Genomic DNA, 15,409 nt, shown 5'->3' with positions numbered 1-15,409 from the left:
CTCCGGACTTCGGAGGTTCGGACTTTCGGACTTTCCGACCAAAAATCAATCTCCGCCGCCGCAACCACTGCATCCCGAAGCCGAACAGCCCGAACAGCCGCTACCGCATCCGCTGTGGCCGCCACTATCGGCATGATGCCCGGTGTGGTTGTCATTGCCGGTACCGCAGCCGCCGTCATCGCCGTTGGTGCTGCCGCCATTTTTATTATTTTTGCCATTGCTGCGGTAACCCGCTATTACAATAACAATGATAGCCCCAATAAGAAGCGCCTGGAATACAGGGGCTTCTGATGCCCGGATACAAAATGCCGCGGCAATAATAAGCATGAGCTGGATTGCCTGCCGGCTACCGATGCGTGGCTTTGGCAGCAGCCAATACCTGCTGGTGTTTACACGCCGGAAATGGATATCGGTAAAGCGTGTTTGGTTATCGGGCCAGATGTCGGCCGGGGGTGCTGTGTTAAATGTTTGGGTATACAGGCGGCTGGCATCGGTATAGTAGTGGTTATATTTTGCCGCTTCGGCCTTGCCGCCCCTGGTTGGGTTATGGTGAATTTGGCGGCCGAGGACGTTTTGGCACAAACCGGTCCAGTACGATTGGGTAAAGGTTAAATGCAGGTGCCAGGCCTGGTCAACAGCGTCGGAAGGGGTTACCCCGCCCGGGCTTATACAGCAAAGAAAAATGAACTTTTTATATTCGGTGATAACGCGAGCCGTATAGGCGGCGGTCCAGCCATTTTCGCGGGCCAGTCTTTCCGAAAAAGTGAAATCAGCCCCGGGGTCATCCAATTGAAAATTTTGGATACTTTGCCAAAGTTGTGCCTGTTGCAGTGTCATTGGTTTAAGGTTATATATGCTAAAAGTAATAAAAGGAACGGATAGATGGACAAAGGATTTTTGGACGAAGGATTTTCGGACAAAAGACTTCCGGACTTTCGGACTTCGGCCTTGCCGCATCAAAAAAATCATCTGCACATCTGAAATTTGAAACGGCGAAGCCCTCAACGAAGTTAATCTGCACATCTAAATGCGCCCCAACTCTACAAATATACCACCCGCCATCCAACAAAGTGGTGACACTACTTTGTCAGTACCCCGGAAGGTGTTCCAAAGGATCACCGGCGGAGCATTTCAGGATTCCCGGCAGGCAGCCGGAATGCTGGATTAAGGTTCCAAAAAGGGATGCTTAATAATCCTCACACAAACCTTGATATTTCTGCACTTTTCTTCACTTTTTCTCTTTAAAACAACCCTAAAAGTCCCCCTTTTCTGATCATTTATAGCACAAAACTAAAGGCTGCAAGCTATTCGCCTTCTTTTTGAATTTTGACTTTTGAATTTTGACTTTTCAAAGGTTTACCCTGGAAACCAAAGGCGCACAAAAAAGCCCTTGATCCGTCAATTGACGGACAAGGGCTTGATTTAAGATTGGGCACCGACCTACTCTCCCACGTTTTACCGCAGTACCATCGGCTCTGGCGGGCTTGACTTCTCTGTTCGGAATGGGAAGAGGTAGACACCGCCGATATAGGCACCTGAATTTCTTTTGTTGATTGGTCAGTAGTCATTAGTGACTGCCTGGCGCATATGCTCAACTGATATTTTTATTTGTTCCGGATTTCATCAATATGCTCAGCCCAATGACTAATGACACAATGACTAATGACCACAAACAATGACATATTATTGAAAGAAGTTCTTGATTAAAGAAAACAACAGTATTAGTTTTTCTCGGTTCATTAGTTCACTTGTTCATTCGTTTATTAGTATTGCTACCAATGAACTACTGAACCAGTCAACCAATGAACCATTCATTACCTGCTATGAGAAAGCTTCGGGCAATTAGTATCACTCGGCTATGATGTCACCACCTTTATACCTATGACCTATCAACGTAGTAGTCTCCTACGACCCTCAATGGAAGTCTCATCTTGTGGCTAGTTTCGCACTTAGATGCTTTCAGCGCTTATCTATTCCCAACGTAGCTACTCTGCAATACAGCTGGCGCCATAACAGATTCACCAGAGGTTAGTCCAACCCGGTCCTCTCGTACTAAGGTCAGCCCCACTCAAACTTCCTGCGCCCACAACAGATAGGGACCGAACTGTCTCGCGACGTTCTGAACCCAGCTCGCGTGCCACTTTAATGAGCGAACAGCTCAACCCTTGGGACCTTCTCCAGCCCCAGGATGTGACGAGCCGACATCGAGGTGCCAAACCTCCCCGTCGATATGAGCTCTTGGGGGAGATCAGCCTGTTATCCCCAGCGTACCTTTTATCCTTTGAGCGATGGCCCTTCCATGCAGAACCACCGGATCACTATATCCGTCTTTCGACCCTGCTCGGCTTGTCTGCCTCACAGTCAAGCAAGCTTATGCTATTGCACTCCACGTACGGTTACCAAGCGTACTGAGCTTACCTTTGAAAGCCTCCGTTACCTTTTTGGAGGCGACCACCCCAGTCAAACTACCCGCCAAACAATGTCCTCCGTATTACAGAGTTAGACACCAAATACAGAAAGGGTGGTATTTCAACGTTGACTAACTGACTCCTAGCGAAGCCAGATCACAGTCTCCCACCTATCCTACACATCCTGTATCCGATATCAATGTTAAGTTGTAGTGAAGGTGCATGGGGTCTTTCCGTCCCGTTGCGGGTAACCGGCGTCTTCACCGATACCACAATTTCACCGAGCTCATGGCTGAGACAGCGCCCAGATCGTTACACCATTCGTGCAGGTCGGAACTTACCCGACAAGGAATTTCGCTACCTTAGGACCGTTATAGTTACGGCCGCCGTTTACCGGGGCTTCGATTCAATGCTTCGAATTGCTCCTAACATCCCCTCTTAACCTTCCGGCACCGGGCAGGTGTCAGGCCATATACGTCATCTTTCGATTTTGCATAGCCATGTGTTTTTGTTAAACAGTCGCCTGGGCCTTTTCACTGCGGCTTCCATTGCTGAAAGCGCCCCTTCTCCCGAAGTTACAGGGCCATTTTGCCGAGTTCCTTAGCCATGATTCACTCGAGCACCTTAGGATTCTCTCCTCGACTACCTGTGTCGGTTTACGGTACGGGTTTTTATAACCTGAAGCTTAGCGGGTTTTCTTGGAAGTCTGATTACCTGAACTATTACCGCCTCCGAAGATTTGGTATACTATCAGCTTTCAGCATGGTCTGCGTACTTAACTACAGTCCATATACCTACGGCCTTTAACGAACTATTCCGTCAGTTCGCGTCAGTGTCACTACTCCGTCACCGCATCGCAGTTATAAAAAGTACTGGAATATTAACCAGTTRTCCATCGGCTACGCCCTTCGGCTTCACCTTAGGCCCCGACTAACCCTGATCCGATTAGCGTTGATCAGGAAACCTTAGTCTTTCGGTGGGCGGGTTTCTCTCCCGCCTTATCGTTACTTATGCCTACATTTGCTTTTCTATAACCTCCACAGTCGGTTGTCCCTCCTGCTTCGCCGGTATATAGAATGCTCCCCTACCAGATGCATTGCTGCAAATCCATAGCTTCGGTATACTGCTTGATGCCCGTTTATTATCCATGCCCGATCGCTCGACTAGTGAGCTGTTACGCACTCTTTAAATGAATGGCTGCTTCCAAGCCAACATCCTAGCTGTCTGTGCAATCGGACCTCGTTAGTTCAACTTAGCAGTAATTTGGGGACCTTAGCTGATGGTCTGGGTTCTTTCCCTCTCGGCCCTGGACCTTAGCACCCAGAGCCTCACTCCAGCGTATATTAATAAGCATTCGGAGTTTATCTGGATTTGGTAGGATTTGACTCCCCCGCACCCAATTAGTAGCTCTACCTCTTATTAACTCAACCGCCAGGCTGTTCCTAAAAACATTTCGGGGAGTACGAGCTATTTCCCAGTTTGATTAGCCTTTCACCCCTACCCACAAATCATCCGGAAACTTTTCAACGTTTATCGGTTCGGTCCTCCAGTACCTGTTACGGCACCTTCAACCTGTCCATGGGTAGATCACAAGGTTTCGCGTCTACCTCCCCTGACTATACGCCCTATTCAGACTCGCTTTCGCTTCGGATCCGTGTCTTAAACACTTAACCTTGCCAGGAAAGAGTAACTCGTAGGCTCATTATGCAAAAGGCACGCCGTCACGGAACAAGTCCGCTCCGACCGCTTGTAAGTACACGGTTTCAGGTTCTATTTCACTCCCCTGTTCGGGGTTCTTTTCACCTTTCCCTCACGGTACTGGTTCACTATCGGTCTCTCAGGAGTATTTAGCCTTACCGGATGGTGCCGGCAGATTCCCACAAGGCGTCTCCGACCTCGCGGTACTCAGGATACCACTATCCAATTATTCATTACCCGTACGCAGCTCTCATGCTCTATGGCCGGGTTTCCCACCCCGTTCCGGTTTTGTTTAATTCTCATGTTGTGGTCCTACAACCCCAATTATGCCGTAACATAATTGGTTTGGGCTTCTTCCCTTTCGCTCGCCACTACTCAGGAAATCATTATTATTTTCTCTTCCTCTGCTTACTTAGATGTTTCAGTTCAGCAGGTTTGCGCATTTATGCAATTAGTCTTCAACTAATTAGGTTTCCCCATTCAGAAATCTACGGATCAAGTCTTATTTGCAGATCCCCGTAGCTTATCGCAGCTTATCACGTCTTTCATCGCCTCTGAGAGCCAAGGCATCCCCCGTGTACCCTTTCTTACTTTCTTCTACTTATACGCCTTTTGCTCGTATAGTATGCTTTTTGATCAGATTGCCGTTCATTGGTTCACTCGTTCATTGGTTCATTGGTATTGCTACCTCTTTACCTTTGTCCTTGTAATCCTTTAAAGCCAACAACCGTCTCTATACTGTTGTCTTCTCTTTTTCAATTACTTCTTCCAATATGTCAAAGAACGTTTTGCTTTTATCTAGTATCAAGTCGTCAGTATCATGTATCAAGACTTCTTTCTTGCTACATGATACGATATACTTGCTACTGCGAAGCATGGTGGAGAATAACGGATTCGAACCGTTGACCCCCTGCGTGCAAGGCAGGTGCTCTAGCCAGCTGAGCTAATCCCCCTTAAGATGATTCATCATTAGTCATCGCTCATTAGCCATTGCCTTTCCGGTTTTGACTTTTGAATTTTGATTTTTGACTTTACCTTAGTAGTCCCGAGCAGATTTGAACTGCTGACCCCTACATTATCAGTGTAGTGCTCTAACCAAGCTGAGCTACAGGACTGTCTCGATTTCGGATTTCGGATTTACGATTGGTGATGCTCCTCTTCCCGATTTCTTTCAATCTCGTAACCCGGATGTGTTATTGCCACTGATGGCTTCATCTTTTGGGTTTCCTTTTTTGTTTTAATTAGTGAAGGATTGAATCTGATGTTTGATTTTCGTTTTTCAACTACTCACCATTCAACCTAATCAACCAATCAACCAATTTTAAGAAATAATCATGTAGGTAACTTGTTACGATAGCTTCGTTACTGATACTGCTCCAGAAAGGAGGTATTCCAGCCACACCTTCCGGTACGGCTACCTTGTTACGACTTAGCCCCAGTTACCGACTTTACCCTAGGACGCTCCTTGCGGTTACGCACTTCAGGCACTTCCAGCTTCCATGGCTTGACGGGCGGTGTGTACAAGGCCCGGGAACGTATTCACCGCGTCATTGCTGATACGCGATTACTAGCGAATCCAACTTCACGGGGTCGAGTTGCAGACCCCGATCCGAACTGTGAATGGCTTTTGGAGATTGGCATCCTGTTGCCAGGTAGCTGCCCTCTGTACCATCCATTGTAGCACGTGTGTAGCCCCGGACGTAAGGGCCATGATGACTTGACGTCGTCCCCTCCTTCCTCTCTATTTGCATAGGCAGTCTGTTTAGAGTCCCCACCTTAACGTGCTGGCAACTAAACATAGGGGTTGCGCTCGTTGCGGGACTTAACCCAACACCTCACGGCACGAGCTGACGACAGCCATGCAGCACCTAGTTTCGTGTCCCGAAGGACTTGAGCGTCTCTGCTCAATTCACTAACTTTCAAGCCCGGGTAAGGTTCCTCGCGTATCATCGAATTAAACCACATGCTCCTCCGCTTGTGCGGGCCCCCGTCAATTCCTTTGAGTTTCACCCTTGCGGGCGTACTCCCCAGGTGGAATACTTAACGCTTTCGCTTAGACGCTGACCGTATATCGCCAACATCGAGTATTCATCGTTTAGGGCGTGGACTACCAGGGTATCTAATCCTGTTTGATCCCCACGCTTTCGTGCCTCAGTGTCAATCAAACCATAGTAAGCTGCCTTCGCAATTGGTGTTCTGTGACATATCTATGCATTTCACCGCTACTTGTCACATTCCGCCTACCTCTAGTTCATTCAAGCTCATCAGTATCAAAGGCACTGCGATAGTTAAGCTACCGTCTTTCACCCCTGACTTAATAAGCCACCTACGCACCCTTTAAACCCAATAAATCCGGATAACGCTTGGATCCTCCGTATTACCGCGGCTGCTGGCACGGAGTTAGCCGATCCTTATTCTTACCGTACATTCAGCCTGATTCTCGAATCAGGGTTTATTCCGGTACAAAAGCAGTTTACAACCCGTAGGGCAGTCTTCCTGCACGCGGCATGGCTGGTTCAGGCTTCCGCCCATTGACCAATATTCCTTACTGCTGCCTCCCGTAGGAGTCTGGTCCGTGTCTCAGTACCAGTGTGGGGGGTCATCCTCTCAGATCCCCTAAACATCGTAGCCTTGGTAAGCCGTTACCTTACCAACTAGCTAATGTTCCGCATGCCCATCTTAATCCTATAAATATTTGATCATAAAGTAATGCTACTCCATGATGTTATGCGGTCTTAATCTCTCTTTCGAGAGGCTATCCCCCTGATTAAGGTAGGTTACATACGTGTTACGCACCCGTGCGCCACTCTCAAGGAAAGCAAGCTCTCCTATCCCGTCCGACTTGCATGTATTAGGCCTGCCGCTAGCGTTCATCCTGAGCCAGGATCAAACTCTCCATTGTAAAATGTGTGTTTAACCACTGACCCTATTATTAATAATAGAATCTGTATAATTATGTATCTTTATACAGTATCTAAACTCTTTGTTATCATAACTCATCCRCCYTTYGCTTYCTGCTTTACGCATTCCGCTTTYAGCTTCTGTGTTACTCTACATGATTTTCTATTTCTTAAAAGAACTTTCTCGCTTCCCCGTCACGGTTCCGCTATATAATCTTTACAAGTTGCCTTGCCTGATTTGTCATTTTTGTAAGCCYGRGAATCGCTCYCAAACTCTTTTTGATTACTCRTTAACCWAWGCTAACTTTCTTCCTCTTTTCTTATCGCCTGAWTTGCTCAGRCTCAACTTCTTTCGCTCTCTCAAGCACCCTTCCGTTTGGGTCTGCAAAGGTAGAAACCTTTTCCTATTTTCCAAAACTTATTTTTTTTATTTTTTCTTTCGAAATCCTAAGTTTTGAACCGCTCAACTACCCTTTTCTCTATCCCCGTTGCGGGGTGCAAAAGTAGCAAACTTTTTGACTTTCCGAAAATTTATCTGAAGTTTTTTTGAGTTTCTTTTTTCTCTSYCTTTTYCGCTTYAYCCTGCCTCCAAAACCCRCTTCAATAAACCTTTCTAAGAACAAYCCCGCTTCCTTATTTGCGGGCTGCAAAGGTAGCCACTTTTTACACTCCTGCAAACCTATTCTCGCTTTTTACCAACACCTGTGCATAAGATGTTAATTACCAGAACGAAAAAATTAAAAAAATCCACTCCCGAGGTGATAACTCAAATTAAGTCGCCGTAAAGTTATAAGCGGAAGTTGCCTCAGGTCAAAAATGTTTGTAAGCTAACGATGGATATCCAACAAAAGAGTTAAGAATTTCAAATAAATTCCCCGCTTAGCCCTTAGGCTAATTTAATAACAATAAGCCCGGCTGGATACCTTTATTATATATAGTATAACCTGTTATTCCGTTAAAGTGAATAGCTGGCATGAAATTGGTTTACCTGTAAGTATGAAAATAGTACACATTAATATCAATCAACCTCTTAAAAGTGTCAGAAATACTATTTTTGACCTCATTACCAAAAAGGCTATTACACTAAAAGCTATTCATACCCGCTTAACAGACAATAACCGGGATAGAACCCCTCAATTTACAGGCTTTATAGCCTAATCATTATTAATACACCACCATCTATCTATGGAAAAAGCTTCTTTTTTAAGAAGCTTTTTTTGTTTTAGCATCGTATATCTTCTCTTTTAGTGTAGTTTTTTACAGACAGAAATTTAGCAGATCATAATTTCTATCAGTCCGAAAAAAAGCATAACGAAGTTCAAAATACGCTGGAGATAATAAAATCAGACATATCACTTCCATCCACCACCCAAAGCACGATAAAGGTTCACTACTGCCTGTAATTCCTGTAACCTGTCGTTAACTCCACTTAGCTGGGCAGATAGCAGGTTTTGCTCCGATGTTAATACATCAGTATAATTAGTAGCCGAACTATACCTTAACAGCTCCTGGGTATAATCAACGGCCTTTTGCAGGGCTATGATCTGCTTACTGCGCGCATCCTGTTTTTCTAAAGCCGTTTGCTGTGCATATAGCGCGTTTGAAACTTCCTGTCCTGCAACAAGCAGCGTTTTTTGAAAACTATTTAAGGCCTCCTGTTGCTGGGCTTGTGCAGTACGCAGTCGCGCTTTATTTAGTCCCTGGTTAAAAATGGGCTGTGTTAAGCCTGCAGCTATGTTATAGAATATAGAATTGACAAAAAAATCTTTTAACTGCAATGTGGATAAACCTCCCGAAGCAGTTATGGTAAAGGCTGGATAAAAATAAGCATTGGCAACATTGATATTTTCAAAAGCTGCCCTAAAGGAATATTCGCTTTGCTGTACATCGGGGCGGTTGTTAAGCAGTTGCGCCGGTATACCAGTCTGTAATTCACTTACTATTTTCTGGCTCATCAAATTACTGCGGTTAATGGGTCCGGGCGGCCTTGAAAGTAATATATCCAAAGCGTTCTCCGTTTCACGAATGCTGCGTTTCAAATCTGGGATAGATACCTCTGCAGCGTAACGGTTAGCCTCACTTTGCACTACGGCCGCGCCGGTTACTACTGCCCCTGCTTTTAGCTCCTTCATAGTTTCCACATCTTTTATCCTGTTTTTCAAGGTTTCAAGGGTGATTTCCAGTTGTTTGTCCAAAGCTAATAGTGTAAAATAATTATTTGCTATATCTGCAATTAATTGAGTTTGTACCGCTCTTTTGGCTGCATCAGTTTGAAAAAAATTAGCAAGGGCTGCCCGTTTGGTACTGCTTAATTTACCCCAAACATCGGCTTCCCATGAGGATGTTATACCAGCCTGGTAGTTGGTAGTTAAAGTATTGATGCTTACCCCGGCAGGATAATTTAAGCCGGCCGAAGATTGCTTAGACCTGGTTACGCCTGCATTACCGCTTAAGGATGGATAAAATGCGGCCTTGCTTTGCTGTAATGTTGCCTGTGCCTCTACGATTCTCTGGACGGCCGTTTTAAGATCGAGGTTATTGTTCAGCCCTTCCTGTATCAGTGATCTTAATATGGTATCAGCAAACAGGCTCTGCCATGGCATTGCTGCCATTGTTGTTGTATCATTTAATTGCTGATCGCGGTAAAGTCCGTTTGTACTCACAGTCGGGCGGTTGTAAGTTTTGGTGATTTTACAAGAGGACAGCACACCGAATAATAGCGTAAAAAGCAATATATATTTAAAACTGAATTTGTTCATGTTATACCTTTTAATGAATTAGTTAGCAGGAGTTATTACTGCTTCATCATTTTCATCATCCTCATCGTATTTTCGTTTACCGCTTACTTTTTCCTGCAGGTGCTGAAATATGATGAACAATACCGGGATCACAAATACCCCAAACACTGTACCTACAAACATCCCTCCTACAGCACCTGTACCTATCGATCTGTTGCCATTAGCCCCGGCCCCTGTTGAAACCATTAAAGGCATTATACCAAAAATGAAGGCAAAGGAGGTCATCAGGATCGGTCGTAAACGAGCTTCGGCGCCAGCAATGGCGGCAGGTATGAGGTCCATCCCGGCCCTACGCCTGTCTAAAGCGAACTCTACAATCAGGATAGCATTTTTAGCCAGTAATCCAATGAGCATAATGAGCGATATCTGCAGATAAATGTTACTCCCTACACCAAAGATCCGGGCAAACAGGTAAGTGCCTGCCAAACCGACCGGTAACGAAAGCAACACAGCGAAAGGCAGTAGGTAACTTTCATATTGGGCGCTCAACAAAAAATATACAAACACCAGGCAAAGAATAAATATATAGGCCGATTGTGTTCCTGTGCTCAATTCTTCGCGGGTAAGGCCAGAGAACTCAAAATCGTAACCAGCCGGCAAGGTTTGCTGGGCTACCTCTTTTATTGCCTTAATAGCATCCCCGGTGCTATAACCCGGATTAGGCGAGCCGGAAACAGATATAGCCGTAAACAGGTTAAACCTTGAAATCGACTCCGGACCGAACACTCTTTTCAAAGTAATAAATGAAGTGATAGGCGCCATGGCACCAGCGTTGTTACGCACAAATATTTTACTTAAACCTATTTCATTGGCCCGGTAATCATAATCGGCCTGCACCATTACACGGTATTGCTTACCAAACTGGTTAAAATTTGACGCATATAAGCCGCCATAATATCCTTGCAGCGTATTTAATACCGAATTTACCGTTACACCCGCCTCCTTACATTTAGCCACATTTACATCCACCTGGAATTGTGGAAAGTTGGGGTTAAAAGATGAATTTAAACTTTGTATCTCCTTGCGTTTTTTTAGAACCGCCTGGAAGTTGTTACTCACTTTAAACAATTCATCAATCGAATGACCTCCTTTATCCTGCAATTGAAATTCAAAACCATCACTGTTACCAAAACCTTGCAAGGTTGGCGGCGAAAAATAAAAAACGTTGGCTTCCCTTAAACCACTGGTTTTGGCTGATAGCTGACCAATAATACTTTGCAGGCTTTGACTTTTATCTTTACGTTCGTCCCAGCCCTTCAGCTTCATGATCACCATGGCGTATGCGCTTCCAGATCCTGCAATAAAGTTAAAGCCCACCAATTTAAGCGTATTTACAACCGCCGRGAAGGTATGACCGATGCTATCGATCTTACTGGCAACTGCCTCTGTACGTTCCATTGATGACGCAGGCGGCAGGCTGATAGCCGCAAAAACAGTCCCCTGGTCTTCATTAGGCACAAAGCTTGATGGTGTTGTTTTAACCAAATATATCAGCACCGCCGAAAAAACAGCAACGGCAGCAAGGGCAATCCACTTTTTATGAGCTAAAAAGTTTACCGATTTTTTATACTTACCTGTTACCGCATTAAAAGAAGCATTGAACACCACGTAAAAATGATTGAGAAAGCCGTGCTTCTTAGTCCCTTTTTCGTGGGGTTTTAAAAACAGAGCACATAAAGCCGGACTAAGTGTTAGCGCATTAACAGCTGAAAGCAAAATAGCTACAGCCAGGGTAATTCCAAACTGCTTATAGAAAACCCCTGTCGACCCGGAAATAAATGTTACAGGTAAAAATACTGCCGACATTACCAGGGTAATAGAAACTATGGCTCCTGAGATCTCGTTCATTGCATCAATAGATGCTTTTCGGGCCGATTTATAGCCCAAATCCAGCTTGGCATGCACAGCCTCAACCACCACAATGGCATCATCTACCACAATACCAATTGCCAACACCAACGCAAATAGCGTAAGCAAATTAATGGTAAAACCAAAAAGGTTGAGGAAAAAGAAAGTTCCCACAATGGCCACCGGAACTGCAATGGCAGGGATTAGTGTAGACCTGAAATCCTGCAGAAATACAAATACCACAATAAATACCAGTATAAATGCTTCAATCAAAGTGCTCATCACCTTCTCAATCGAGGCATCGAGGAAATTATTGGCATCAACCAGGTAGGTAATCTTCATCCCTTTAGGAAACTTTTCGGCAGCAGCTTCCAGTATCTTTTTAGATTCATTGATCACATCGCGGGCATTTGAGCCGGCGGTTTGGCTAATAGCCACGCCTACCGATGGCAAGCTGTTGGTTTGAATATCAAAAGAATAGTCCAGTGACCCCATTTCAACACGCGCCACATCATTTAAGCGCAATAACTGGCCATTACCTACCGATTTAATAATAATATTACCAAACTCTGCAGCTGTTTTAAGCCGCCCTTTGTACCTTATAACGTACTGGAATGATTGGTTGCTATTTTCGCCAAACTTACCGGGTGCAGCCTCAATATTCTGTTCATTAAGTGCGTCGGTAATATCATCAGGAATAAGATTATACCTCGACATTACATCGGGTTTTAGCCATATCCGCATCGAATAATCCCGGGATCCAAAAACATTGGCATTACCCACACCCGTTACGCGTTGTATTTGCGGCACCAGGTTTATCTTGGCATAATTTTGCAAAAATGTCTCGTCGTAAGTTTTATTTTCGCTGTATAACGAAAAGATGATAAGGTTACTGCTCTGGCTTTTTGCAACCGTAACACCAGACTGTGTTACTACCAGCGGCAGCAAACTTGTAGCCCTTGATACCCGGTTCTGCACGTTTACAGCAGCGAGATCCGGGTTAGTACCAACCTTAAAATAAACTGTGATAGATGCCGAACCATCATTACTGGCAGATGAAGTCATGTAAGTCATGTTCTCCACCCCGTTGATCTGTTCTTCCATCGGGATAATAACACTTTTAAGTACTACATCGGCATTGGCGCCACTGTAATAAGCCTCTACCTGCACGGTGGGTGGGGCAATATCAGGGTATTGTGAAATGGGGAGATTAATGAGTCCTAAAATACCCAGTATCAACAGCAATACAGAAATAACGGTTGATAGTACAGGGCGTTCTATAAATTTTTTAAGCATAATATTGCTTTAGTGATGATTGACAAGGTAGAAATATGTATTATTTAAGATTGCCGTAAACAGAAGCAGCATTAACTTCATTTGGTTTAATAACAGTACCATCCTGTAAGTTACCAGAGCTTTCCAGTATAATTTTGTCGCCGGCTTTAAGTCCGTCAGTAATTACATAAAACTTATCGGCAGTGTTATCCATCACATTAATAGCCACATTTTTTATCTTATGCTGATCATCTACAACATACACAAAACGCTTATCCTGCAGCTCATAAGTGGCACTTTGCGGAACCAGCAATGCTGAATTAACCACCTTTGGAATCCGCACCACCGCGCTGCTACCACTACGGATCAGGCCGCGCGGGTTCGCAAAATCGGCGCGTACATTAGCGGCGCCGGTAGCGGTATTTATCAAACCGTTCACGGTTTCAACCTTACCAAAATGCTCATAAGTAGTACCATCCGGCAATATCAGCGCTACAGCCGGCAGCTTACTCAATTTGGTTTTGAAAGATGTGTTGTTTGTACTATCCCTGCTAAAATCAAGCAATTGCTTTTCGTTTAAGGCAAAGTAGGCGTAAATATTTGATGTATTGTAAACAGTAGTAAGCGGATCTGTTGTGCTGCTGGTTACCAAACTACCCAGTTTATAAGGTAAGGAGCCAATAACTCCGTTTACCGGGCTGGTGATAGTGGTGTACCCTAAATTCACTTTAGCATTTACCAAAGCAGCTTTGGCCTGTGCCAGCGCTGCTGCTTTTGATTGCTGCGTATATTCTGCCGATTCCAATTCATAATGGCTGATAATATCCTTCTCAACCAGTGGTTTTACTTTATTTACCTGCATCCTGGCCAGGCTCAGGTCGGCTTCGGCAGTTTTAATGCCGGCTTCGGCGGTGCGTACCTCCTGCTCATATTGCGGCGCATTTATTTTAAACAGCAATTGACCTTTGGTTACAACGGAGCCTTCATCCACATAAATTTTCTCCACATAACCATCAACTTTGGGCCTGATCTCGATATTTTGCTGCCCCTGGATACTTGCCGGATAATCAACATTTAAAGTTGCCGAACGGGGTTGCAATTGCATTACTTTGTAATCCAAAACCTGCGGAGCCTGGTTTGCGGCAGCCTGTTTATTTATATCGCCACAGGACGAAAAAATTGCAGCAAAAATTACCGCCATTAAAAGTCCCTGAACAATTGTTAAGCGTTTTGAATTATATTTTTTAGAAGACAGGATAAAAAGCATCATTATTAGTTAAATCATCAGCAATACCGGGCACAGCATAGCAGCCGCTAAATTCGGATATAATTTTTATATAGATGTTTAAGTAGGTGTTATTGTTACACCCGGTGGAAAATTTTATGCTTTTAAATTAATGACAAATTAAAATTACCCCATCCAACAGAGCCCGTGCCACAGGCTGGGATCGATCATATATATTGGATGTATAATAGCTTGTTAGACTCTATATCTACGTATTATTATGTCAAAAAGAGGGGAGAATTATTGAGATTTAACCTACATTTCTTTCAAAAAATATTAGATTTATACACTATTATAAACCAATTACCTTATCCTGTAAAAGGCACACCAAAAAGATAATGAGGAGATTTTTTTTACTTGCATTTTTATTTTTCGCGCTGGGTGTTAAATCGCAAAATTTAACTCCGCGGCAACAATACCCCGGCTTGTTTGAGGCTGTTCAATTATCAAACATATTCCCGGATAATAAAACTTTTGTGGATGCTGTACCCAGGCAAGATCCGGCATTAATCATGAAAGCATATCATGAACAAAAGAACAAGCCGGGATTTGATCTGAAGGCATTTGTGTTGGCAAACTTTGATATGCCCATCTCCCATAATGCTTTCCAAACCGATATTGAAGCCGGGATCCGTAGGCATATTGATACCTTGTGGCAGGTTTTACAGCGGCGGCCCGATGAAGCCAAGCCAAACTCATCAACATTGGCACTGCCTAACCCATACATAGTTCCCGGCGGGCGTTTCAGGGAGATCTATTACTGGGATTCTTATTTTACCATGCTGGGGTTGCAGGAAAGTCACCAGGTTAAAGTGATCCACAATATGGTGGAGAACTTTGCTTATCTTATTGATAAATATGGCTTTATCCCCAACGGCAACCGCAGCTATTACCTTACCCGCTCGCAGCCGCCATTTTTTGCCATGATGGTAAACCTGCTGGCCAAAAATGAAGGCAAACAGGTACTAAACCAGTTCAGGCCTCAGCTCATTAAGGAATACAATTACTGGATGCTGGGATCTGCCAATTTAAAAGCAAACGCAGCTACCCACAGGGCAGCACGGATGCGCGACGGCGAACTCATGAACCGTTACTGGGATGAAAGCGACCAGCCCCGCGAAGAATCATATGTAAAAGATGTAGATGCCGCCAAAGAAACCAAAGAACCACTGCCCCAGTTTTATCACAATATAAGAG

Annotated in this window: 6 protein-coding genes, 2 tRNA genes and 3 rRNA genes; 2 read left to right on the top strand and 9 right to left on the bottom strand. The window is 44.5% G+C overall.

What is annotated here, in order from left to right; translation table 11 throughout:
* Positions 1–45: 45 nt before the first annotated feature.
* From AC1DPZ_RS11260 to AC1DPZ_RS11235, 6 genes are all read right to left on the bottom strand, one after another.
* Positions 46–837: a glycine-rich domain-containing protein gene (locus tag AC1DPZ_RS11260; RefSeq protein ID WP_477403262.1), complete on the bottom strand. Its 792-nt coding sequence runs from the start codon at positions 835–837 to the stop codon at positions 46–48.
* A gap of 590 nt (positions 838–1,427) precedes the next feature.
* Positions 1,428–1,539: ribosomal RNA gene (gene rrf, locus AC1DPZ_RS11255) — 5S ribosomal RNA — on the bottom strand.
* A 284-nt stretch (positions 1,540–1,823) separates the two neighbouring features.
* Positions 1,824–4,703: ribosomal RNA gene (locus AC1DPZ_RS11250) — 23S ribosomal RNA — on the bottom strand.
* A 279-nt stretch (positions 4,704–4,982) separates the two neighbouring features.
* Positions 4,983–5,059: transfer RNA gene (locus AC1DPZ_RS11245), tRNA-Ala, on the bottom strand.
* An 87-nt stretch (positions 5,060–5,146) separates the two neighbouring features.
* Positions 5,147–5,221 (bottom strand) — tRNA-Ile (locus tag AC1DPZ_RS11240).
* 265 nt (positions 5,222–5,486) lie between these two features.
* Positions 5,487–7,008 (bottom strand): 16S ribosomal RNA (locus AC1DPZ_RS11235).
* The 16S, 23S and 5S rRNA genes sit together here with 2 tRNA genes alongside, the layout of an rRNA operon.
* A gap of 958 nt (positions 7,009–7,966) precedes the next feature.
* On the opposite strand from AC1DPZ_RS11235, the gene AC1DPZ_RS11230 reads away from it, so the two are divergent.
* Complete coding sequence (locus tag AC1DPZ_RS11230; RefSeq protein ID WP_477403260.1) at positions 7,967–8,164, top strand: hypothetical protein; 198 nt, start codon at positions 7,967–7,969, stop codon at positions 8,162–8,164.
* A 194-nt stretch (positions 8,165–8,358) separates the two neighbouring features.
* Here AC1DPZ_RS11230 and AC1DPZ_RS11225 read toward each other — a convergent pair whose 3' ends face one another.
* From AC1DPZ_RS11225 to AC1DPZ_RS11215, 3 genes are read right to left on the bottom strand one after another with little or no spacing between them, the layout of a single operon-like run.
* A complete protein-coding gene (locus AC1DPZ_RS11225) occupies positions 8,359–9,765 on the bottom strand; it encodes an efflux transporter outer membrane subunit (protein WP_477403258.1) in 1,407 nt (468 codons plus the stop codon).
* Between the two features lie 18 nt (positions 9,766–9,783).
* On the bottom strand, positions 9,784–12,948 hold the full coding sequence (locus AC1DPZ_RS11220) for an efflux RND transporter permease subunit (protein WP_477403256.1): 3,165 nt from the start codon (positions 12,946–12,948) through the stop codon (positions 9,784–9,786).
* 40 nt (positions 12,949–12,988) lie between these two features.
* Positions 12,989–14,128, bottom strand: a complete 1,140-nt coding sequence (locus AC1DPZ_RS11215) for an efflux RND transporter periplasmic adaptor subunit (protein ID WP_477403254.1) — start codon at positions 14,126–14,128, stop codon at positions 12,989–12,991.
* A gap of 422 nt (positions 14,129–14,550) precedes the next feature.
* Here AC1DPZ_RS11215 and AC1DPZ_RS11210 point away from each other — a divergent pair.
* A partial coding sequence (locus AC1DPZ_RS11210) for a trehalase family glycosidase (RefSeq protein ID WP_477403252.1) occupies positions 14,551–15,409 on the top strand: 859 nt, incomplete at its 3' end.

Source organism: Mucilaginibacter sp. P4_G9 (genome assembly GCF_056400985.1).
This window is presented reverse-complemented; position numbering and strand designations above follow the sequence as displayed.